This window comes from Ehrlichia chaffeensis str. Arkansas (genome assembly GCF_000013145.1).
GTDB lineage: Bacteria > Pseudomonadota > Alphaproteobacteria > Rickettsiales > Anaplasmataceae > Ehrlichia > Ehrlichia chaffeensis.
In genome coordinates this window covers 178,041-200,519 of sequence record NC_007799.1, presented here as the reverse complement: position 1 = coordinate 200,519, position 22,479 = coordinate 178,041, and the positions used below count along the sequence as shown (strand labels likewise).

At 30.0% G+C, this 22,479-nt stretch carries 19 protein-coding genes and 1 tRNA gene; 9 read left to right on the top strand and 11 right to left on the bottom strand.

All coding sequences use genetic code 11. The features are described from left to right. Positions 1-2: 2 nt before the first annotated feature. The 3 genes from ECH_RS00885 to gltX form a co-directional block, all read right to left on the bottom strand. Positions 3-1,190, bottom strand: a complete 1,188-nt coding sequence (locus tag ECH_RS00885) for a SurA N-terminal domain-containing protein (RefSeq protein WP_011452460.1) — start codon at positions 1,188-1,190, stop codon at positions 3-5. Positions 1,191-1,502: 312 nt separating this feature from the next. Continuing rightward, a tRNA-His gene (locus ECH_RS00880) sits at positions 1,503-1,575 on the bottom strand. A 96-nt stretch (positions 1,576-1,671) separates the two neighbouring features. Next, positions 1,672-3,009, bottom strand: a complete 1,338-nt coding sequence (gltX, locus tag ECH_RS00875) for a glutamate--tRNA ligase (protein WP_193327833.1) — start codon at positions 3,007-3,009, stop codon at positions 1,672-1,674. A gap of 89 nt (positions 3,010-3,098) precedes the next feature. Here gltX and ECH_RS05090 point away from each other — a divergent pair, with 89 nt between their 5' ends. After that, positions 3,099-3,629: an Erum7620/ECH_0207 family putative T1SS effector gene (locus ECH_RS05090; protein ID WP_006011823.1), complete on the top strand. Its 531-nt coding sequence runs from the start codon at positions 3,099-3,101 to the stop codon at positions 3,627-3,629. A gap of 240 nt (positions 3,630-3,869) precedes the next feature. Here ECH_RS05090 and ECH_RS00865 read toward each other — a convergent pair whose 3' ends face one another. Both ECH_RS00865 and thiS read right to left on the bottom strand, forming a co-directional pair. After that, positions 3,870-4,655, bottom strand: coding sequence for a thiazole synthase (locus ECH_RS00865; RefSeq protein ID WP_011452458.1), 786 nt, complete (start codon positions 4,653-4,655; stop codon positions 3,870-3,872). Positions 4,656-4,819: 164 nt separating this feature from the next. Continuing rightward, positions 4,820-5,038, bottom strand: coding sequence for a sulfur carrier protein ThiS (thiS, locus tag ECH_RS00860; RefSeq protein ID WP_006011815.1), 219 nt, complete (start codon positions 5,036-5,038; stop codon positions 4,820-4,822). Between the two features lie 257 nt (positions 5,039-5,295). Between thiS and ECH_RS00855 the strand changes: the two genes are divergently transcribed. Continuing rightward, positions 5,296-6,717, top strand: coding sequence for a hypothetical protein (locus tag ECH_RS00855; protein WP_011452456.1), 1,422 nt, complete (start codon positions 5,296-5,298; stop codon positions 6,715-6,717). Positions 6,718-7,324: 607 nt separating this feature from the next. Here ECH_RS00855 and ECH_RS00850 read toward each other — a convergent pair. Continuing rightward, positions 7,325-7,885, bottom strand: a complete 561-nt coding sequence (locus tag ECH_RS00850) for a NifU family protein (RefSeq protein ID WP_011452455.1) — start codon at positions 7,883-7,885, stop codon at positions 7,325-7,327. 73 nt (positions 7,886-7,958) lie between these two features. On the opposite strand from ECH_RS00850, the gene ECH_RS00845 reads away from it, so the two are divergent. Continuing rightward, positions 7,959-8,318 carry a DnaJ domain-containing protein gene (locus ECH_RS00845; protein ID WP_226988421.1) on the top strand — a complete coding sequence of 120 codons (360 nt, stop codon included), beginning with the start codon at positions 7,959-7,961 and terminating at the stop codon, positions 8,316-8,318. A gap of 525 nt (positions 8,319-8,843) precedes the next feature. Here the strand turns inward: ECH_RS00845 and rho are convergent. Together rho and ECH_RS00835 are read right to left on the bottom strand one after the other, a co-directional pair. After that, positions 8,844-10,229 carry a transcription termination factor Rho gene (gene rho / locus ECH_RS00840; protein WP_080502271.1) on the bottom strand — a complete coding sequence of 462 codons (1,386 nt, stop codon included), beginning with the start codon at positions 10,227-10,229 and terminating at the stop codon, positions 8,844-8,846. 429 nt (positions 10,230-10,658) lie between these two features. Next, on the bottom strand, positions 10,659-11,300 hold the full coding sequence (locus ECH_RS00835; RefSeq protein WP_011452452.1) for a DUF1013 domain-containing protein: 642 nt from the start codon (positions 11,298-11,300) through the stop codon (positions 10,659-10,661). A gap of 358 nt (positions 11,301-11,658) precedes the next feature. Here ECH_RS00835 and rpmI point away from each other — a divergent pair, with 358 nt between their 5' ends. The 5 genes from rpmI to ECH_RS00810 all read left to right on the top strand — a co-directional run bounded on the left by rpmI (position 11,659) and on the right by ECH_RS00810 (position 14,413). Further along, positions 11,659-11,859: a 50S ribosomal protein L35 gene (gene rpmI, locus ECH_RS00830; RefSeq protein WP_011452451.1), complete on the top strand. Its 201-nt coding sequence runs from the start codon at positions 11,659-11,661 to the stop codon at positions 11,857-11,859. Between the two features lie 25 nt (positions 11,860-11,884). Further along, positions 11,885-12,259, top strand: coding sequence for a 50S ribosomal protein L20 (rplT, locus tag ECH_RS00825; RefSeq protein ID WP_006010467.1), 375 nt, complete (start codon positions 11,885-11,887; stop codon positions 12,257-12,259). Further along, the gene (gene pheS, locus ECH_RS00820; RefSeq protein ID WP_006010465.1) at positions 12,246-13,286 is read left to right on the top strand and encodes a phenylalanine--tRNA ligase subunit alpha; all 1,041 of its coding nucleotides are present in this window, start codon (positions 12,246-12,248) and stop codon (positions 13,284-13,286) included. Before rplT ends, pheS begins: the two co-directional genes overlap by 14 nt. Beyond that, on the top strand, positions 13,280-13,975 hold the full coding sequence (locus tag ECH_RS00815) for an SDR family oxidoreductase (protein ID WP_011452450.1): 696 nt from the start codon (positions 13,280-13,282) through the stop codon (positions 13,973-13,975). Before pheS ends, ECH_RS00815 begins: the two co-directional genes overlap by 7 nt. A 267-nt stretch (positions 13,976-14,242) precedes the next feature. Next, entirely contained in the window at positions 14,243-14,413 is a 171-nt protein-coding gene (locus ECH_RS00810; RefSeq protein WP_006010460.1) for a Trm112 family protein, read from the top strand. A 391-nt stretch (positions 14,414-14,804) separates the two neighbouring features. On the opposite strand, the gene ECH_RS00805 is transcribed toward ECH_RS00810, so the two are convergent. Then, positions 14,805-16,073: an MFS transporter gene (locus ECH_RS00805; RefSeq protein WP_006010458.1), complete on the bottom strand. Its 1,269-nt coding sequence runs from the start codon at positions 16,071-16,073 to the stop codon at positions 14,805-14,807. A 246-nt stretch (positions 16,074-16,319) separates the two neighbouring features. Here ECH_RS00805 and rpsP point away from each other — a divergent pair, with 246 nt between their 5' ends. Beyond that, positions 16,320-16,583, top strand: coding sequence for a 30S ribosomal protein S16 (gene rpsP / locus ECH_RS00800; RefSeq protein ID WP_006010456.1), 264 nt, complete (start codon positions 16,320-16,322; stop codon positions 16,581-16,583). Positions 16,584-17,882: 1,299 nt separating this feature from the next. On the opposite strand, the gene ECH_RS00795 is transcribed toward rpsP, so the two are convergent. Next, positions 17,883-18,926: a Fe(3+) ABC transporter substrate-binding protein gene (locus ECH_RS00795; protein ID WP_006010454.1), complete on the bottom strand. Its 1,044-nt coding sequence runs from the start codon at positions 18,924-18,926 to the stop codon at positions 17,883-17,885. Between the two features lie 371 nt (positions 18,927-19,297). Beyond that, positions 19,298-22,339 carry a collagenase gene (locus tag ECH_RS00790; RefSeq protein ID WP_011452445.1) on the bottom strand — a complete coding sequence of 1,014 codons (3,042 nt, stop codon included), beginning with the start codon at positions 22,337-22,339 and terminating at the stop codon, positions 19,298-19,300. Between the last annotated feature and the right edge of the window lie 140 nt (positions 22,340-22,479).

Here is a 22,479-nt window from a genome sequence, read left to right as displayed (position 1 = left end):
AATTAATTATATTTTTCTATTAAAGCATTCTTTTTTAAAGTAGATAATAAATATTCACTTTGCATAGACAATTTTTCCATGTATAGCCTTTGTTTGATAAAATCAGCATTATCTACCACATCATCAGCTTTACCTTTTGTAACATTACATAACATAATAACGTCAACTACGTTATTATCAGTCACTTCAACTACCTTCCCAACATCACAAGATTGTAAAACATTCTGTATTTTTACAGATAAATCTTTCACTTTTATTACAAAACTTAACGGCTCAGGTAATCCAAGCTCTTTTGCTACACTATTAAAATTTTCACACGTAGCTTTAGTTTTTAATATACTAATTTGATCCAAATACTCCTTACCCTGCTCAATATTTAAATGCATTTGCCTTAAATCAACATTACTATTTGCAAACTCTTTGTTTATATCAGACCTATGTATCAACTTTATAATTAAAGTCCCATACTCACTCTTCATAGGACCTATCACATCCCCAATCTTAGCATTAAGTAACTTATTTGCTAAATTCGCATCAATATTTTTAACATTAACACTTGCTTCTTCAAACAACACATCTTTCCTATTAGCTTTTATAGTTTCAACACTTACTCCACTTTGTAACTCACTAATAATACTACTTATTATAGACTCATTGTCATTCATGCTAGCTGGTAGCATTACTTCTTGAATATGCACAGATATATCTAGTCCATTACCCACCATATTATCCCTACTATCTTGTACTTCCTTATCACTAATAATAATATAAGGCGCTATTTTAAGCATTAATATTTTATTCCAAAGCAGCTTAGATTTCATATGTTGTACAAACAACTTATAATCTAACCCTTGTGCTTCAACATAAGACTTTAAATCAATATTACCTAAATTTTTTATCACTAAAAACTGTTTAATAGCTTCTAAAAGATCTCTTTCAGTAACTGTAACTTTAAGTTTTCTAGCTTCTTGCCTCCATATAGATTCATCAATCAAAGCATTTAAAGCTATTTCCTCTGCTGTATTACCTTCAACTTTATAAAAAAACTTATTTATAGCAATACGCTTTTCTAAATCTAAGTTAGAAATTAATTCATCATTCACCATAGCTACTATCTTTACACTAGCAAAAACATTACTACTATATAAAATAATAAATAAGACCAACAACCTTACTGCATGATTAAACATATGAATTGTATTTAATAAGTTACTTAATCAACTTTATATAAAAATACAACAATGTCAAAGACTCTTTAACAGAGTAACACTTCTATAAGGAAAATAGTAACTGGCTTAAAAATAAACATATTAGTTAGATCACTAATGATAAAAACCCTAAGCAAAAATTTGAACAATTTAAAAAGCGACTATATACAATAACATAGTAGACGTAAAGACACTATTTCTAAACTTTCTAAATATAAAACTACACACACATTCTTTAGCACAAAAGTACTTTTATAATCAAGAGTGCAGTTTATAAACCACTAAAAAGCTATGGGCGAATGACCAGGATTGAACTGGCGACCTTCAGTGCCACAAACTGACGCTCTACCAACTGAGCTACACCCGCCATCGAATTAAAGAAATATCTCTTACTTTTATCACAATAAATGATCAAATACAACATAGAAATACATTATATTAAGACACTCAGTAATAAAATAATTTATTGTACTTCAGAATAACTAAGTCTACGTACAATTTCCACCCTACCAATCAAAGGCAATAACTTTGCAAGCTCTGGACCTGTAGATAATCCAGTCAACGCTAACCGTAAAGGAGTAAATAAATTTTTAGCTCTACGATCAGTATGCTGCTTTATATTAGAAATCCACAGATTCCAAGTATTATCACGTACTTCTCCCTGAGGGAGCATATTTAGTGCTAACATGATAAAATCTTTATCATCTTGCCCAATCACAGGTATCATATCCCCACTACAAATTTTTGCCCATCCTTCAATATCAGAGAATTTGTCTATATTCCCACATACAAAATTCCAAAAACTTGGAGAAGTTATATTAAATGACTGTAACCTATTTCTTACATCATCAAAAGACATACTACATAATACCTTGGGATTTAATTTTAATACATCATCTATATTAAATTTAGTTGGAGCTTGACTAAAAGTAGTAATATCAAAAGAATCTATTAACCCACACATTCTCGTGTGTACACTAACTGGATTAGAAGTACCTATTTTAGCAAAATAACTATTAATAGCCATAGGTTCTAACCCATAAGATTGCATATCTTTCACACTAGAACCACCAACTCTTTTAGATATTTTATTATCATCAGAATACAGTAAAGACAAATGCGAAAATATAGGTATACTAGCTTTCAAAGCATGTAACATTTGTATTTGAACTGCTGTATTACTTATATGATCTTCCCCTCGTATTATGTGAGTAACATTAAAATCCATGTCATCTATTATAGATGGCAGCATATAAGTATATGTTCCATCAACCCTCCTAATGATTGGATCGCTAATATTCTCTGAGTTAAATGATACTTTACCACGTACCTCATCATTCCAGCTTATTAACTGATTCTGATCTATTTTAAATCTAAAATATGGAGCTCTTTCAGAATACTTATCTTTTTCCGCTTGAGTTAGATTCAATGCACTTCTATCGTAAATAGGCGGTAAACCTAACTTTAATTTCATTTTCCTTTTAAATTCGAGTTCTTCTTTGCTTTCATAGCAAGGATATATCAACCCTTCCTTCAACAGATAATTAAACACATCCTCATAGCGGTCAAATCTAGAAGACTGTCTAAAACTAGAGTCCCAATTTATATTTAACCACACTAAATCATTCTCTATTTCCCTTATATACTCGTCTTTCGACCTCTGAGTATCAGTATCATCAAACCTTAACAAAAACTTACCATTTTGCTTACGAGCATATAACCAACAAACTAAAGCCGTTCTAACATTTCCAACATGAAGATATCCTGTCGGACTCGGAGCAAAACGTGTAATCATAACCAAGATCTCCTAAAATTCAACACTACACAAATAAATAATATGAACAAGATAAATTAATTGACACAATCAAATCACTAATACTCTATTTTTAAATGCTACATATTACACAAAATTCTGATAACATCGTACACAGTTTTTATATAGCTATACAAAAATATTTTAAATTTACTAACTTAAAAAAGCATTGCAATACTTTTAGGTTTACTAACTTCTATTTTAATCATACTATTAAATGTAGAGCAGCAAACTATATAATTTATATGCAATCTTTCATTATATATAAACACCCAAAGAAAATTAATACTTCAGATGGCATAGTGTTTGTGCAAGACGAGTTCTCATTTATGGCATTTATATTTTCAATTCTTTTCACATTTTACAACAAGCTGTGGCTTTTATCATTTATTTCAATTGTGATACTTAGTGGAATTTATATAATGTACAACACACTAAACCTTATTAACTTACCAATTTACTTATCAGTGAATTTGCTATATTCACTTTATATAGCTTCATCTTATCCCGATTGGTATCAAGCAAAATTGAAAAAAATGGGATATAAGATACACGATGTTATATTTGCAGAAAACCTAATTTCCGCAAAACTAAAGTTTAAGAGATAGGTACATTCAAAAGCCTACATAATATAGTAAAACATCACATAATAATGAATAATACTAAACTATACTCCACCTCAATATTAATCTACTCTTTATAATGTATGATTTTATAACAAAATACCTACATATATTCTCAAGTATTATTATAAACATTGATTTAAATATGCCAATTTCTTGATCTAACTAAGCACTATTACTAATAAATGCTGCAACATATAAACAAAAACGTCAATTTTACAATATTTAACTAGAAGTGTTATACCAAAAAGGTGTATCAATCAGTGGTGTACTAGATACAGCAAAGTCTTTTTTAGGAATAATTCCAGAATCATAAGCTATACGTCCAGCCTCCACAGCATATTTAAAAGCACGAGACATATCTTGAGGAACAATAGATTTCGCAATAGCAGTATTAAGCAGCACAGCATCAAAGCCAATCTCCATTATCATAGCTGCATCAGATGGCCTACCTATACCAGCATCAGCTATAATTGTTATTTCTGGAAATCTATTTCTTAATAACTTTAAATTGTACATATTGAGTACACCACATCCAGAACCTATTGGAGATATTCCTGGCATTAACACACGACATCCATAATTTACCAATTTCTTACAAACAACTAGATCATCTGTACAATAAGGAAATACTTCAAATCCCTGACTAATTAACTCCTTTGTAGCTTCACATAATAATACTAAATCCGGATATAGAGTATACTCATCTCCTATTAGCTCTAATTTCACCCAATTAGTACCAAAAATTTCCCTTGCCATTTGAGACATAAGTACAGCATCATTTACTGTACAACATCCAGCAGTATTAGGTAAAATACGACATCCACTTTTTTTTACTATATTCCAAAAATCACTACCACCATTTTCAGATGGCATTTGCCTAGATAAAGATACTGTTACTACTTCAGTACCAGACAGTTGAATTGATTCACGCAAAATAGCAGGAGATGGATACATAGCAGAACCCAACAGGAGCCTACTTTTTAATAATACACCATACAAATTCAACATATATTCTTATTTTCTCCATCAAAACTAACTATGTTTACACCCAAAATTCTTCTTAACATCAATAAATTCTTCGACTCAACAACATACATATCACACAATTAATTTATTCTTGCTTAAGTAAAGTATAATCGACACTTCATAATATTAAATAAGGACACTAATCTTTATCCACCTTGCATGGGATACACTATATCTACAATATCTTCATCATTTAAGTAAGTACTGTCATATTTATTTCTTACTACTAAACTCCTATTCACTGCAACAGCAAATGGTAAATCAGTATCATAATTACACTCATTTAAAACTTCACTAAGTGTTAGTCCTGGTTTAAACAACATTTTTTTCTGATTCACAACAACAGTAATTAATACATCACTCATACTTGAATTTTAAAAATCTAAAAAGTATTACAATATATATCATCAAAATTACATTAATAAATATTATTTCAAAAACTCATGATAGTATTTCTAAATTATCACTTATTCAACATTTCAAAGAATATCAAGACTTAACAACATCAATAAATTTTTTCCTTAGAATAATAAATTAACTTATTTATACTATTATAAATATAACTTAACAAATAAATTAATTCATGATATTGGATACTTAATATATTTATTACTATTAAACAATGCCTAAAAGTAAACATAAAGTCAGAAAATACAGTACACATTCACGATTAAGAAATGAAATATTCGAAATACTATCAACTGATCCTTTAAAACTATTATTAGTAATAGTACCAGAAGTCTGTGATGTTCCTACAGCTGATAATGAGAATTACCGCTACCATAGCATCATACAATTTTACACTAATACATCACATAAAACTATACAAGACAAAAAAAAAGCTAGACTCTTACTAAAACTATGGTTCAAGGAACTAATCAATAAAATCTCAGATAGAGTAATAATATTCCCTGAAGATCAAAAAATTATAGACAAAGCATTAAATAAATTATTTAGTAATTTCAAAAATATAAGCATCACCCAACAAACTAAAGATACACTTTTTAAAACATTTAGAAAAATAATTCTCAAATCAGATATAAATCCAGAACTAAAGGAATTTTTCCGATCATATGCACTTGATATGTCAAGTTTAACAATGTACACAAGGGAAATAATAAAGGAAATAACAAGCGAAATAACATCAGCTATGAACAATCCAGATGCAACTTTACTAATAGCATGTCATGGAATCACTGGACCGTATAGTAACAATTATCCTAATATACCAATATCTCAACAAATCAGATACTTATATCAACATATAATGAAAATACCACCGATAAATCCAAAAACAGCACTTAACCTTTTTCCTAAACAACATATTGTTTTTTCAATACAGAACAAGCTTATCAATACAAGAATAAAATTAAAAGATCATCAGAACAAAACAGAAAAACTTTTAAGACATCCATATCCATGGTATTCAATAATTAACAAACTTAAGCAAATTATCCATATTTATATTGTTAAACCAAGGATTACAAAAAAAACAGAGATTATAAAACAAATAGAAAACGCATTTACAGAAAGTATAGCCTATGGTGATACTACACTTTTCTTCAAACAATTACAAATAATACGTCACAATACTAATATATCGTGGAATCCTTACTATAAAGACATTAAGATAACAATAAGATCCCTAAGTAATATGGAACCATCTGCACAAGATACAATGACTATTAAAGAGTTTGTCAGCAATATGAAGTTTTATATAAAACATGAACATGTTATATATCCTACCAGAAACACAACAAAACAACATTTACCAAGTACTTCATATACAATAAGAGAACCCATAACAACAGGACACAATAAATCACGCAAAAGCAACATTATAAAAAACACAAAAAAAGCCATATTGCACATTGCTAAAAACTCTACAAAATCAATTAAAAACAAACTAAGAAAGGTAATACGTCACAAAAAAACAAAATCATATGAAAAACTTATCACTCCTTCAACAAACTTTACGTTTCTTGATTCAACATCTTCCATAAAATCTACACATACTCAGCCTAGCACCTCCACTAGTCTCTAGTATAAAATACAGTATTAAACAATGTTAGGACTTAAGTGTATACCAGACTTATTCTAAAAAATGCAGATCTTTCATAATTCTATCATTCATTGTATATTCAAAAGTCATATCTCAATACTCTTAACAAATACTATAGATGTACTATTAAAAACATATCTTATAAAAAATATTTCTTCATTAATGGTAAATTTGAAATAAATATAGCAAAATTTAATATCGTTTCTATTAGAACTCCATACTACAACACATCTTATATACCAAACATAGAACTTTCATCAGTGCTTTCAGGATATCAAAAACAACCATTACCAACAGGTTATTACAAATAGAATTAAAGCCCTTCATACATGAACTTTAACTATAACAAATTGCAACACTTATATAATAAAACAAACTAACCATGTAGATTATGTAAATACAATAGACTCACTACATAAGCTTTATCTACATAAAAACATCAAATAAACATTTTTTAGTATATAATAAATGAACCCATCCCCTGCAAAGTTACCGCTAGTAGAATTAAACGCTTATACAGATAATCTTATAGACTTAAAAACTTAAAAAGTACTTTCCAACACAACAGCAAAACTAATATATTCTATTTCTACTGAATACTCTCTACACCTTGTATATCCGGAATATAATAGCTCAACATATTATATATACCTTCTTTCAGAGTAATTGAGGCACTTGGACACCCTGAACATGCTCCTCTCAATTTTACAAAAACAATACCATTACTGTATCCTTTAAACTTTATATCTCCACCATCTTGGATAACAGCAGGTTTTACATAATTATCTATTAACTCTTTAATTTTACCAACCATTTCAATATCTTTTTCATCAAAAAACTCTTCCAGTTCTTCCTGATCAAAACTTTCAGTAGCATTATCCGAATTAAGTGTTAGAAATTCCATAATTACTGTCAAAATTTCTGGTTTCAAAACATCCCACTCAATATCATCAGATTTTGTTACTGAAACGAAATCACCTCCAAAAAATACACTTTTTACATATTCAATTTTGAATAATGCTGTTGCAAGAGAAGAACCTTCAGCTGCCACACTATCAGCAAATTCACTAACCTTACCATTATTAATAGGCATACCTGGCATAAATTTTAAAGTATTAGGATTTGGAGTCTCCCCAATTTGTATAAACATAATAAACCATTTGCAAAAAAATACTTTTAACTTGTATAATATGTAGATACCTTACTTAAATCAAGTCATTTATATGTGGTTTATCTTTCTAGTAATATTCTCTATAATAGGCGTTATATTTGTATTGCCAATTGTTGCATTGCTTATACTTCTACTATTAAAAAGAAATAGCATAATAAGTATTAGTGAAATAATGACCTCTACTTTAAATAAAGTTATAAATGACGCAAATGTATATAATAGTCCACAAAACACAAGTAGTAGCTTATCTAGAGGAGAAGCATTAGAAATATTAGGACTAGATAAAAATGCAAGCCAAGAACAGATTAACACAGCTTATCATAAGCTCATGAAATCCATGCATCCAGACAAGGGAGGATCTCCTTATCTAGCACAAAAATTAAATGAAGCACGTGACACGTTATTAAATTAACAAAACAGGATACAAGGTCTTAACACATTTTTCATTTAGCATCACCAGTACTACAACTCCTAACAACTTTTTTCCTATTTCCTAACATTGTACCACTGCAATCCACAATTAAATCACGATGATTTTAATGTAAATCCTTAGCATCAAATAACTCATCATATACTGTAAATTTATTCCTTTCATAAAAATATACAGACTACATCACAAGTTCCCAATTACCTCATTTGAACAGCAATGTATCCCATATCAAAAACATAAGTACAGTTTGGTATCTCTTTTGTCATAAACACAATTAACTCTGAACTATTTTCTTGTAATAATTAAGCAGTGACTATACATCATAGGTTTCACAATTAAGCAATCTACAAAAACACAAGTCACAAATATAGAATCAAAGGGATTTCTCTTAAAATACCACTAATTATACAACATTCATTCTTTTTATTAAATAGCTACATATAGTTCTACAGTTATAAGTATTTCGCTTATACATTCATTATAAAGTTCTTATTTTCTATACCCATATTAACTATTCATCATATCAAAGAATTCATTATTGTCTTTGGTTATCAACAATTTATCCCTTAAAAATTCCATTGCTTCAACAGATCCCATCGATGACAATAGCCTTCTTAATAACCATACTTTCTTCAAACACACACTATCTATCAACATATCTTCTTTCCTTGTACCAGATTTTGAAATATCTATTGCTGGATATACTCTTTTATCAGATATTTTTCTATCTAATATTATTTCACAATTTCCTGTACCTTTAAATTCTTCAAATATCACTTCATCCATTTTTGACCCTGTTTCAATCAGTGCCGTTGCTATTATTGTCAATGATCCTCCATTCTCTATATTTCTTGCCGCTCCAAAAAATCTTTTTGGTCTTTGTAAAGCATTAGAATCTACTCCACCAGTTAATACTTTTCCTGATGACGGTATTACTGAATTATATGCTCTTGCTAATCTTGTAATTGAATCAAGTAATATCACTACATTCTTTTTATGTTCTACCATTCTTTTTGCTTTTTCTATTACAATTTCTGCAAGTTGTACATGTCTATATCCAGGTTCATCAAATGTAGAACTTACTACCTCTCCTTTCACAGATCTACACATATCTGTCACTTCTTCTGGTCTTTCACCTATAAGTAAAACTATCAATTCTATATCTGGATGATTTACAGATATTGAATGTGCTATTTGTTGTAATATTATTGTTTTTCCTGCTCTTGGTGGAGCAACTATCAGCGCTCTTTGTCCTTTACCTAATGGAGCAACTATATCTATTACTCTCATGCTTATATCTTTTTTACTCACGCTGATAGGATCATTACATTCTAATAATATTCTTTCTTCTGGATACAAAGGTATTAAATCATCAAAGTGTACATATCTTTGTAACTTTGCCATATCTGTAAAGTTTATACTATGTGCTTTTACTAACGTAAAATACCTTTCTTTCTCACTTGGCGCTCTTATTTCACCACTTACTATATCACCTGTTCTTAAATTAAACTTTTTTATTTGTCCTGCAGAAATATATACATCATCACCACTTGCAGCATAATTTGCTTCAGGAGACCTTAAGAATCCAAAACCATCAGATAATATCTCTACTACCCCTCCTCCTATTGCTGCACCTCCATCACTTACTACTTTTTTCATTAAGTGAAATATTATTTCTTGTTTCAGCATTCTACCATTACTAACCACTCCAAGGTCTTCTGCTATTTTCAACAAATCTTCTATTGTCTTCTTTTTTAGCTCACTCAGATCTAACACTTTTACTTCTTGTTGTTCTGGTACTTTCTCTTCTTCTTTCTCTTCTATTATTTCCTCTTGTACCTCTACTACTTCTTTCTCTTCTTCTTTCTGTACAACACCTGTCACGGGCTGCATTCCTGCACTCTTATTAGCATTTTTTTTGCTAACATACCTTACTCTCTTCTTTTTCCCATTTAACACTATACACCTATAATTTAAATCAATACAAAAAATCACAAATATGCTTAGTCGCAATATTAAAAAATTAATACTTAAGCATTTAACAAATGCAACATTAATTTCTGAAACTCTATGATAATTTTATTCACCAATTAACACTAACTTAACAACACATAAAGCTAACAAAAATATACTTCAATTAAAACATAAGGCAAAACAGCCTAATAAACATCACTGATTATAAAACAACAACACTTTGGTATTTTAGTAAACGTAATGATTTGTACTATCTAGATAGTATAACAGTAACACTTAAAGGAAGATATACCATGTTAAATTATAGCAGTTACTCTCGTTAAGTAAAGATTTATTAACACAACAATTTTACACTGAATCAGACACAGAAAAATCATTAGCCTTGATGTTTTTCACTCTTCTTTCTCTTTCTGCAACTATCTGAGCTTTCATAATCGCTTCATCTAGATCCACTTGAGTACACAAACCAAGTAACACAGGATCTCTAGGTTTAATGTTACTCGAATTCCAATGTTCTTTATTTCTAATAGCAGCAATAGTTGATTTCGTAGTACCTATCAACTTAGCTATACATACATCTTGCATTTCAGGACAATATTTTAAAATCCATGCCACAGCATCAGGCTTATCTCTACGACGTGCTACAGGTGTATACCTAACAGTCCTTTTTTTACTTTTTTTAAAATTTCTATAGCTAATTAATCTAGGTACTCTAGTAGGATCATTCTGACAATATTCAATTTCTTCCTTTGTAACCTGTCCCATTGTAATTGGATTACATCCAACCACACCTTTAGCAACTTCACCATCCGCAATACCTTTAACTTCTAACAGGTGCAAGTTACAAAATTTTGCTATTTGCTCAAAAGTCAATATAGTATTATCTACTAACCATACCGCAACAGCCCTAGGCATTAAAGGACCAGAGTCTTCTAACGTGGAAGAAGATTCCTTAGGGTTATGAGCTAAAGGAACATTACTATTTGACATACAGATTTCTCCAAATTCTCAATATAACTAAATAACCATGTATTCACAAAAATAAATAAAATATAAATATTAATAATACATTACTACTAATGCATGTGTATCACTTATAAATTATTGCCATAAATTTTGCAATAACTTATGTAATACTTTCAACAAACTTAATAAATCGTGAAGAATAATAATGTAGCAGGTTATTTTAATCGAGAAATATTTTTCATCTAAATTTTAGTACACCATATTATAAAAACTATTAACATACAGTGTATAAATTATTTAGAGTAAAATTTAGAAAATGTACTTGACACTCTGAAAGCGAATAGATTAAGATGTAACTTTCTGCAAAAATTTTAGGATAGAGATGCCAAAGTTAAAAACTAAGTCTTCTGTTAAAAAGAGATTTAGTGTTACAGCAACAGGTAAAATAAAGTCTACTCAATCTGCAAAAAGACATGGTATGACTAAAAGAAGTAAAAGGAGTATTCGCGTTCAACGTGGTACTGCTATTATGAATTCTTCTGATTCACGTATAGTTAAACTTTTTATGCCTTATAGCAGGTAGGAGTATTAATAGATAGAGGTTAAGAATGGCTAGAGTTAAGCGTGGTGTTACGACAAGAGCACGGCATAAGAAGGTTATTAAGCTAGCAAAAGGTTATAGGGGACGTTCCAAGAACTGCTATAGGATAGCTTTGCAAAGAGTAGAAAAAGCATTACAATACGCTTATCGTGATAGACGTAATCGTAAGAGGTTTTTCAGAAGCCTGTGGATTATGCGTATTAATGCAGCTGTAAGGCAACATGGTCTTCTGTATTCAGACTTCATTCACGGTTTATCCTTAGCAAATGTAACATTGAATAGGAAAGTTCTAGCAGACATGGCGGTTAACCATAAGGATCACTTCAAGCAAATTGTAGATCTTATTAAAGAAGCTTTAAATAAATCTCGTGTTGCACAGTAATATATACAACTTACAAGCAGAAGCTACTAACAAGATACTATCTAGCTCTTCCCTTGAAGAGTTAGAAAGCATAAAGCTTTACTACTTTGGTAAGTCAGGCACTATAACAGCATGTTTAAAAAGTATTGCAACAATTAGTAATATAGAAGAGAGGAAATCTGTTGGAAGTAGTGTAAATGCTATATGTGCTGAACTAAAATCTTTAATTAATTCTCAAAAAGAAAAATTACATAAAATACAAATCAATGCTCAATTGATGCAAGATAGGGTTGATATTAGTTTGCCAGTTCGCCCGAAACAAATAGCTAAATTACATCCGATTTCTAAAACTTTACATGAAGTAAGACATATTTTTTCATCTTTAGGGTTTAAATTATCTGATGGACCAGAACTTGAGGATGAATTTCACGTTTTTGATGCACTTAATACACATAAAAACCATCCAGCAAGAGAAGAAAATGACACTTTTTATTTAAAAACATTAGTAAATCAAAAAAGAGTTGTGCTACGAACTCATACATCTTCTGTACAAATCAGAGTAATGCAAGCTAACAAAGGAAATTATCCAATTAAAATTATTGCCCCCGGGAAGGTTTATAGGAATGACTGGGATGCAACCCATAGTCCAATGTTTCATCAAATTGAAGGTTTATATATTGATAAAAATGTTAATATGGGACACCTAAAATATTGTATACATTACTTTTTAAAAAAATTTTTTGGAGAAAATATCCAAATAAGATTTCGTAATAGCTATTTTCCATTTACTGAACCATCAGCAGAAGTTGATATAAAGTGTGGGGAAAAAGATTGGATAGAAATTTTAGGATGTGGAATGGTCCACCGTAACGTTTTAACAAATGTAAATATTGATCCAGATCAATATAGTGGATTTGCATTTGGCATTGGTATTGAAAGAGTTGCCATGCTCAAATATAATATTAGCGACCTGCGTAAATTCTATAGTAACAAATTACAATGGTTAAATCATTATGGTTTTTGTTTTACCCATCTCGTATCATGTTGAAAACACATAAAAAAGGAGCATTAATTACAGGCGGTGCACGTAGGTTAGGCAAAGCAATAGCAATGTTCTTAGCTAACAATGGATATGATATAGCCATTCATTATAACATTTCTGAAGCACATGCGTTACAAACAAAAAATACTATTGAAGAATTATACCACCAAAAGTGCATTCTCATACAAGCTGATTTAATAGAATTTGATTCACTAAGTCCTATAATAGATAAGACTTTTGAATTCATGCCCTATTGTAATTGCATTATTAACAGTGCTTCAGTGTTCTACAAAAACACACTGATGAATACCTCTATTAAAGATTTTACTGATCACTATAATTTGCACATACGTGCTCCTCTATTTTTAACGCAATATTTCGCAAAAAAATGTACCACTACAGGAAATGTTATTAATATGATTGATGCAATGATTACGAAAGATAGTACAAAATATTTTATATACACAATGTCAAAAAAATCACTACTAGATTTAACAAAATTTACAGCTGTAGAATTATCACCAAAAATAAAAGTCAATGCTATTGGCCCCAAAATGATTCCTCACCACTTTCTAGATAACATAAACCATCATAATATAATGGATAACATAGAAGTTAAGACTATCCTTACCAGAATAGCAGAACTATTAGATGATAACAACAATGAAACTGGCACTGTAAATTTTATACAATAATTAGAAACCCTTGTTATGGTATAAATAGCTTTTTGCACTTTAAATGTAACATATTACAATAACATCCAAATAAAGGCCTATAGTATTAGGTTATTTAATAATACATCATGTGTCTTTTATAAGTTTATTAAGCTTCTTATAAAACTTAAAAACACACCAACTACAGACCCATATTTTTAACAATTTACTACATTAAAAAAATCTACAGTTCATGTTTTCATAATAAATGTTATAATCTAATCAACTAACTTTACTTTATTGTCAAATATGTTTGACCATAGAATACTTGAAATACTCGTTTGTCCATTAACAAAAGACAAGTTACAATATAATAAAGACACTAACGAGTTAATTAGTGAAAAAGCCAAATTAGCATTTCCAATACGTGATGGCATTCCAATTATGCTGATCGATGAAGCCAGAAAACTAGAAGAGTGATTCCTCTACTGATTACAGAGCTGTATAACATCAAATTAATAAAGTTGTATATACACTTAATGTTTATAGCGCAGGTTTTCTCCTTCCTTTCTGTTCGTCTTTCTTAATAGGCGTTATTTTTTAGTATTTTGTGACGTATTATGGCCCCTATAATAATTAATAGCTAGATAAGACAAGCAGTAGGTTGCCATCCATAAAGCATATAGTAAATTTAGATAACACCAATCAAAATTTATAATAGCTGTACACATTTCACACTTAATGCAATATCACTAAACAACCACCTTAAAACCAGATATAACAAAATATCCACGCAAAAACCCTATTCATTCTAGTGAGAATATCATTTTAGCTACTACATTAGATCAATGCACAACATTTAAATAGTAGATTACCAATCAGCATAAACATCTTTTTTTCTGATCTGACACAATGCAATAACTCCAACCAATGCCCAAAACATAACATATACTCCAGGAATAAACGAAAGCCCTGTTGCCCTTATAAGCCATGTACATACTACAGGAGCCATACCACCAGATATAGCTGAAGCAATGTTACGCGATAATCCAAAACCAGTATATCTAACTTTTGTAGGGAACAATTCAGACATTGCACCACTTGCTGGACCTAAAGTTGCAGAAAACGGAATTACAAATATTAAATATGCAGCAATCAAAGAAACATAGCTATCTTGACTTAATAACCAAAATACTGGTATTGCAACACAAAACAATGACACAGATGCAATTAACATTACTTTTCTACGCCCTACATAATCTGAAATATATCCAAAAAATACATTCAAAATACCACAAATCATTATATTAAAACTTTCAATAATGCTTATAGTATTAGCATTTAAATTCAGGTGAATATTTGAGAACTCCTTAATAAATGTAATAAAAAACACCATAAAAATATGAAATGAACAATTTTCTACACAGTCAATACATGTTGCCAAGACTAAAGGGCGCTTATACTTTTTTAACAATTCTAAGAAAGGAGATTGAGAAAGATTATTATTTTCTTTATGAGTATCATACGCAGGACTTTCACCAGTAATACGCCTAATATAAACACTAATTAATCCCAATAATAAACCAATTACAAAAGGTATTCTCCAACCCCATACTTCAAAATTTTCTCCTGTAAAGTACTGAGATAACAAGATCATAAATAATGCAATAATAGAACCAAGCACAGCACTAAGGGTCTCAAAACTACCAAAAAAACCAATGTTTTTTCCCTTTTTAGAATGCTCTATTAAGAAAGTAGCATTACCAGCTTCTCCACCTAGAGATATCCCCTGCATCAACCTACAAATAATAAGTAATATAGGAGACAATATTCCTATTTTTTCATAGGTAGGCAATATTGAGATAAAAGTAATAGGGACAGATATTGCTATAATCGATAAAGTCAGTGCAGCTTTTCTTCCATATTTATCGCCAATGTAACCAAAAATACTTGCCCCAAAAGGACGCATTAAAAATCCAACTGCAAAAATACTGAATGTCATAATAAGACTAAAATATCTATCTTCTGCTGGAAAAAATAATTTACTGATTACACTCACCAAATTCCCAAATAACACATAATCATACCATACTAAAGTATTACACATGATTGTCGATAACACAGCTCTTCTTAAATTCATATAACTTAAATATCCTCCTATTACATATCCTTTTCAAAAAGGACATCTTTTCACTTTTTCATAATTTGAACAAGCTTGACTAATTAATCATATTGCTTTTAACAACATATTGCAAATTTCTTATTTTCCTCAAAGAACTTAAAGATAAGATTTTAAATATTTAAAAATGCATTTTTCAATTTGACTCACCATACTATTATGTGTATGATTTGAAAGTATTCAACATATTTTAAAGGTTATATTCTCATGTCTGTAAAGATAAGGTTAGCAAGGTTTGGAGCAAAAAAGCGTCCTTTTTATAGAGTAGTTGTTGCTGATTCTAGGGTTGCAAGAGATGGGAAGTTCATTGAATCTTTAGGTTTTTACAATCCAATGCTCCCTAAAGAGCATGAACTGTTTGTTAAAGTCAAGGTTGATAGATTAAAGTATTGGTTAAGTGTTGGTGCACAAGCAACTGACAGAATATCCTGGTTTATAAAGAAAGGTATTATTAATATAGAAACAGCTTAGTGTACTTTTAACGCTACGGTTTTTACTACATATAATGTGCTTTTTAATAAGAGTAATGTTTATAGTGCAGGTCTTTCTTCCTTTTTGCTTCTCTTTCTAATAGGTGTTATTTTTTAGTATTTTGGACGTATTATAGCCTTATATAATAATTAACAGGTAAATAAAAAACAGTAAGCTGTTATTACAAAGCATACAGTAAATTTAGATAACACTAATCAAAAGGTTACAAAGATTAAGCAGACAGCAAATATCTATTTGCCTTGCTTAATAGGTGTTATTTTTTGGTATTTTGTGACGTATTACAGCCCTAGATAATTAACAGGTAAATAAGACAAGCAGTAAGCTATTATTACAAAGCATATAGGTAAATTTGGATAACACTAATCAAAAGGTTGTACAAAGATTAAGCAGACTAAGTAAATATCTGTTTGCCTTGCTTAATAGGTGTTATTTTTTGGTATTTTGTGACGTATTACAGCCCTAAATAATTAATAGGTAAATAAAAAACAGTAAGCTGTTATTACAAAGCATATAGGTAAATTTAGATAACACCAATCAAAATGGTCGTACAAAGATTAAGCAGACTAAACAAATATCTGTTTGTCTTGCTAATAGGTGTTATTTTTTGGTATTTTGTGACGTATTACAGCCCTAAATAATTAATAGGTAAATAAGACAAGCAGCAAGCTATTATTACAAAGCCATATAGGTAAATTTGGATAACACCAATCAAAATGGTTGTACAAAGATTAAGCAAATAATTCTAAAGTGCAAGTAAGCATATAAGTATTACGGTTTACTGCATAAGACTAATAAATGGACGATAAATTAAATAATTTTCTCTTCCTACCAATAAATAAAAATGCTATAGCCCCAACTAAATAAATAAAAACCACAGCTCTTACAATAAAATAACTAAAATTTGATATTAAGAAACTAAGGAATCCATAATAAATATAGGAAGTAATAATATTTTGACCGAGATTAGCAGCAAATATAGGTTATGCAACAAAAAGCTCATTATCTTAATAACCAAACAGGTCACAAATACAGTATCATAAAAGATTTCAGCCCCCATAGCGAGCATACAGAAATACATGTTTTAATAATACCCAATAATCATTAAGAAACATACAGTATGTAAAAACCTACCCTAATCAAGTTAATGTACAAGAAACTAAAATATAACCTTTTAATAAAAGCTCTGTATGACGTAAAGAACTTTTTGATAATAAATTAACTCTAATAAACACTAGACTAAGAAGTAAACTTATATACAGAATTCAATTTATTCAAAAACTATCTCCACCCACACTCATCTGCCATTTTAACAGCTTCAGTCAAATGTTTCTCTAATTCTTGTAAAGGCAAATTGCTCTCCTTAAATGAACCAAAAGTCCCTAAAATCTCTGAGAGCTCTACCCCTTCTACAACAGGATATTCTTGATTAACTTGAGCATAGACCTTTTGTGCTTTCACGCTAGTTAAAAACTCTAACAATCTTATAGCATTCTGCTTATTCTTTGCATTCTTTGTTACAGCACCACCACTAATGTTAATCATAGTACCTGTGGTTTCCTGATTAGGGAAAAAGATACCAAGTTTTTTAACTGCAATCTGATCACTCTTCTTATCAGAAGCTGCAATCCTACCAAAATAATAACTATTAACTATAGCTATACTACCTTCATCTGCTGCAACAGCATAAATTTGATCTATATCCCCACCACTAGGCTTCCTAGCCATATTTGAAACTAAACCTTTAACCCAAATCTTAGTATTTTCTATACCATTATTTGCTATCATAAAAGCAATTAAAGACTGGTTATATGGACTGCTAGAAGATCTTACTAAAATTTTATCTTTCCATTTTGTATTTGCAAGGTGCTCATATGTACTTAAGTCACTCTTTTCAACTAAATCTTTGTTATATACTATCACCCTTGCACGCTTAGTTAACCCAAACCAAAACCCCTCACTATCTCTATACTTACTAGGAATTGCTTGATTCAACACTTCAGATTGAACAGGTTGCAACAATCCTTTCTTTTTAGCAAGAATAAGATTAACAGCATCTGCAGTTAAAAATACATCAGCTGAAGTAGCAGTACCCTCATTTTCCATTCTATTAATAAGTTGAGCGGCTTCGTCATTGATGTATTTAACATTTATACCAGTTTCTTTAGTAAATTGTTTAAACAAACTATGTAATAATTCTTCCTTGCGAGATGAATATACTCGTACTTCTTGTGTTAAATCTTGAACCTGCTGCTTTTTAGTAAAAAAACTAAAGGCTAGGATAACAACAGCTATAATACCAAGACAAGCAATTAATCTCATCATATCGTTTTAATCCATAAATATTCAAAACCCTACTATTATACAAGACAACAGAATAAATGCAATATTGATATAATTATAGAACTACTTTAAAGCACACTTATAATTATAAATATACTTTTCATAAATTAAAAACGTATAAAAATATTCATATAAAACACTATGAAAATAACCAAATATACATTAAAAAACGTTTTCATAATCTATATAAAACACTACTTTTTTAATCTACCAAAACTATACATGCAATGTAAAATCGTAGAATTATTCACAACGTCATATAAAATTCATTTATAGTGAAATATACACACGGAAAAATGACTCTACACATACAAGAAAGCAGCATTCATTGAACGCTGCTTCTTTTTTAAAATCTATTGAAACTCATTAATATAAGGTGAAATAGTAGACACAGTATCAACATTATCTAATACATCAACAGGTGAATTACTTCCTTTAAAATAAAAAACAGTTTTGTCACTATAACCTACATCAGTATCAAGATTGGCTATTTCATCACCACTTCCTACATCATATCTTCCACTATATACCCCATTTTCTAACGCTTCAATATTGACCTTCTGAAAATATTTAGACGAAAGAAAATCACTGTGGCTATAATTAAGGCTTGCAGCAACAAAAACATCTCCCTGAAATTTATTTACATTATCAGATAACATTCCAATAACTTTATCATCATATACCAGGTCAACTTTTGTTTTATAAGACACATTATTAGGTCTAATTATATTACCATGTTCATCCTTATTAATATGATAATCATCAGAATAATACTGTAATTTAAACATAGTTCCTTCTTGATATTTATCAAAATCTACCAAACCAATGCTAACACTATTTTTAGAATAGCTTTGTTTCTCAAATGTGTGAGCAAAAATAGGATCAATATATCGATACTCATCTGTTAAATTAGATGGCATACCATCAGGGTGCTCATTACCATCTGCAGTACATGGTACTAATTTTTGATTCCCATCAACATTTACTAACTTTAAATGAGTAATTGTTTTAGGAAGTTGAAATCTAAGATTTTTCCCTTCATCAGCAATAAAGAAATCACTACCATAAGTTCCAGCACTATCTGTTGATGGCTCACTTATGTAAAAAGAAATACTTTTAAATTGATGTAGTACTTGATCATCATGTTTAATCACTGCTTGATGAATGTCATCACTCGTTGTAACAGTTCCTTTGTCATCCAACAGATCTCCCCGTACAATTACTGTATCATCATGATGAAACCTTGTATTAGCAAGATGGGAATAATCCTTAAGTGAAGCATCATTTAATAATACCTTTTGATAATTTGGATATAAATGATTAACACCAGGATGATTAAACTGATTATCCCATATAACATTTCCATGCTCTGTCTTTTGTATATCATCAATTAGAGCAGTAGTAAATTCACCATCTTTTTCACATACAACCATGTATGCTCTATCTTGATAACTACTTGCTATGTTTCCAACAGCATTGCGGAATACAAAATTCACATTATTAGTATCAAGATCCTTCACACAATAACCTCCTTCAGTAGATAATTCAGCGACTTTTTGATCACCTACATACAGAGATATTCCACTTGCATCTCCCTTACCTAATATAGCAGTACGCAACATTACATTTGGATCAGATACAATGCTTTCAATATTAGAACCATTTACTCCTATCACATCACTTAAATTAATATAAGTTAAATCCATCAATAGATTTTTTATTGTAGAATCAACACCTGATTCACCAGTAAACACTTTTTTGACTTCAGATTCTCTAAAATCTTCAAAAGCTTTTTTTACTATATGCATTTTTATAACACTAACCTGCTCTGGGTCGCTCATTATTACTTGCTTATAATTTCCATAACCAATTTTATCTAAGAACTGATCCAACAACAAATCTGCGTTAGGAATTTTATCAAACACTTTATCAGCATCTGAGTAACGACCTCTAATATCTAAAAAATCACCATTGATACGAAGATTCTCATCATATTTTTTCAAGATATTAAACGCATATTCCACATAAGATTGAGTATTAAAATACTCATTACCATCCTTATCACAATATACATATGCAGACTTACCAGATGGAGTACTAACCAATTTTAGAAAACTATACTCTGGTTTTACTTCTATCATATCAGTACTCGCAATATTCCAAGTACGAATAGTATCCTTATCGGCATAATGCACCACAGGAGATATTTTCCCTACTACTTCACCGTTCATAGTACAAATGTTTTCACAGTAATATTCATTTCTTACATTCTTATTTTCAAAAGAAACAGCGTTTTTAGCAGAAAACATTTTTTCTCCTAAATCTATCTTTAATACATTCATGCCTTCTAGATACAAAGAAATGTCTTTAGACTGTACCCACGGTTCAAAATCTGCATACTTATTCATGCTAATTATTTCTCTAGCATGCACAGCATTACCTTCCCTCAATGCTGCAAAGTACTCTGAAATCACACCAGGATAATTCTCCTGTAAAAATGTTACAAATGCGTGTCCTATACTATAACTCAAATGCTGATCCTTAGCTACTGCAGCATCACTGACTTGATCTATATCTTTAGAAGAACCCTCCTTCAATACACTTGATGTTACTTCTTTATCTCTTAATTCTCTCATAATAAAAGTACCATCATTTTGTATATAGTCAGCCAACCCTTCTGTAAATATATCATGATTTATTTTAAGCTTAGACAATGAGTGTCCAGACGCATAATTCTCTAAAGCATGAGTTAACTCATGTTTTAAATTTAATATTTCACCAAACTGATATACATAAATTTTATAAGGAACATCAGCATCTCCATAAAAAGTCATACCACCAGCTCCATTTATTCCTAGATTATAAAGCCGTCCATAATGCTCATATTGTTCTTTATCATCAAAAAGATATAATTCAAAAGTAGTATCTTTTTCATTGGGTTCCAACCCAAAATTATCTTTAAATCTTATTATTGAATCATCAAATCCTTTCTTAATCTCCTGTAATCTTCTATCAGATAAATTTCCTAAAGTGTGTATTTCTAGATTTAATTTCAACTGATCGTCTCTTATAGTATGCGTATTACAAAAAACATTAGATTTAAAATCTACAGAATTACCCTTACCTGAATTACCATCAGCACCAGTTTCTACAGCAGGCACAACAGGTAGAGTCTCATAACTATCATTATAAGGAAGAACAGTATCTGTTCTATTGTGCTCAGCATTATTTCTCATAAAGGACTGTTGTACATGCCCTTGTAGATCACCAGCGTTATAAGTATTATATACATAGGTAGAAGAGTCCTTATCTTGATCTGTTCTACCTGCAGTATTGCGTTTCACTACTTCCTTAGTGTTAACTTTACTGCCATTATATTCGAAAAAAACTGTCATATAATTCATTTGTTAATAAATATTAATTTAGATCGGTATCATACACAAGATATGTTAAAATGTCAATATAAAAAAGTTAATAAATTAACTTATTGATTGCTTTTTAGATATAATATATTGACATTTTTATCTAAAAATAT

What these genes read in the sequence shown, in the direction of transcription:
- ECH_RS00885 (WP_011452460.1), bottom strand. Translation starts at nt 1,190, where the DNA reads ATGTTTAATCATGCAGTAAGGTTGTTGGTCTTATTTATTATTTTATAT.
- ECH_RS05090 (WP_006011823.1), top strand. Translation starts at nt 3,099, where the DNA reads ATGCTACATATTACACAAAATTCTGATAACATCGTACACAGTTTTTAT.
- ECH_RS00865 (WP_011452458.1), bottom strand. Translation starts at nt 4,655, where the DNA reads ATGTTGAATTTGTATGGTGTATTATTAAAAAGTAGGCTCCTGTTGGGT.
- thiS (WP_006011815.1), bottom strand. Translation starts at nt 5,038, where the DNA reads ATGAGTGATGTATTAATTACTGTTGTTGTGAATCAGAAAAAAATGTTG.
- ECH_RS00855 (WP_011452456.1), top strand. Translation starts at nt 5,296, where the DNA reads ATGCCTAAAAGTAAACATAAAGTCAGAAAATACAGTACACATTCACGA.
- ECH_RS00850 (WP_011452455.1), bottom strand. Translation starts at nt 7,885, where the DNA reads ATGTTTATACAAATTGGGGAGACTCCAAATCCTAATACTTTAAAATTT.
- ECH_RS00845 (WP_226988421.1), top strand. Translation starts at nt 7,959, where the DNA reads ATGTGGTTTATCTTTCTAGTAATATTCTCTATAATAGGCGTTATATTT.
- rho (WP_080502271.1), bottom strand. Translation starts at nt 10,229, where the DNA reads ATGCAGCCCGTGACAGGTGTTGTACAGAAAGAAGAAGAGAAAGAAGTA.
- ECH_RS00835 (WP_011452452.1), bottom strand. Translation starts at nt 11,300, where the DNA reads ATGTCAAATAGTAATGTTCCTTTAGCTCATAACCCTAAGGAATCTTCT.
- rpmI (WP_011452451.1), top strand. Translation starts at nt 11,659, where the DNA reads ATGCCAAAGTTAAAAACTAAGTCTTCTGTTAAAAAGAGATTTAGTGTT.
- rplT (WP_006010467.1), top strand. Translation starts at nt 11,885, where the DNA reads ATGGCTAGAGTTAAGCGTGGTGTTACGACAAGAGCACGGCATAAGAAG.
- ECH_RS00815 (WP_011452450.1), top strand. Translation starts at nt 13,280, where the DNA reads ATGTTGAAAACACATAAAAAAGGAGCATTAATTACAGGCGGTGCACGT.
- ECH_RS00810 (WP_006010460.1), top strand. Translation starts at nt 14,243, where the DNA reads ATGTTTGACCATAGAATACTTGAAATACTCGTTTGTCCATTAACAAAA.
- ECH_RS00805 (WP_006010458.1), bottom strand. Translation starts at nt 16,073, where the DNA reads ATGAATTTAAGAAGAGCTGTGTTATCGACAATCATGTGTAATACTTTA.
- rpsP (WP_006010456.1), top strand. Translation starts at nt 16,320, where the DNA reads ATGTCTGTAAAGATAAGGTTAGCAAGGTTTGGAGCAAAAAAGCGTCCT.
- ECH_RS00795 (WP_006010454.1), bottom strand. Translation starts at nt 18,926, where the DNA reads ATGATGAGATTAATTGCTTGTCTTGGTATTATAGCTGTTGTTATCCTA.
- ECH_RS00790 (WP_011452445.1), bottom strand. Translation starts at nt 22,339, where the DNA reads ATGACAGTTTTTTTCGAATATAATGGCAGTAAAGTTAACACTAAGGAA.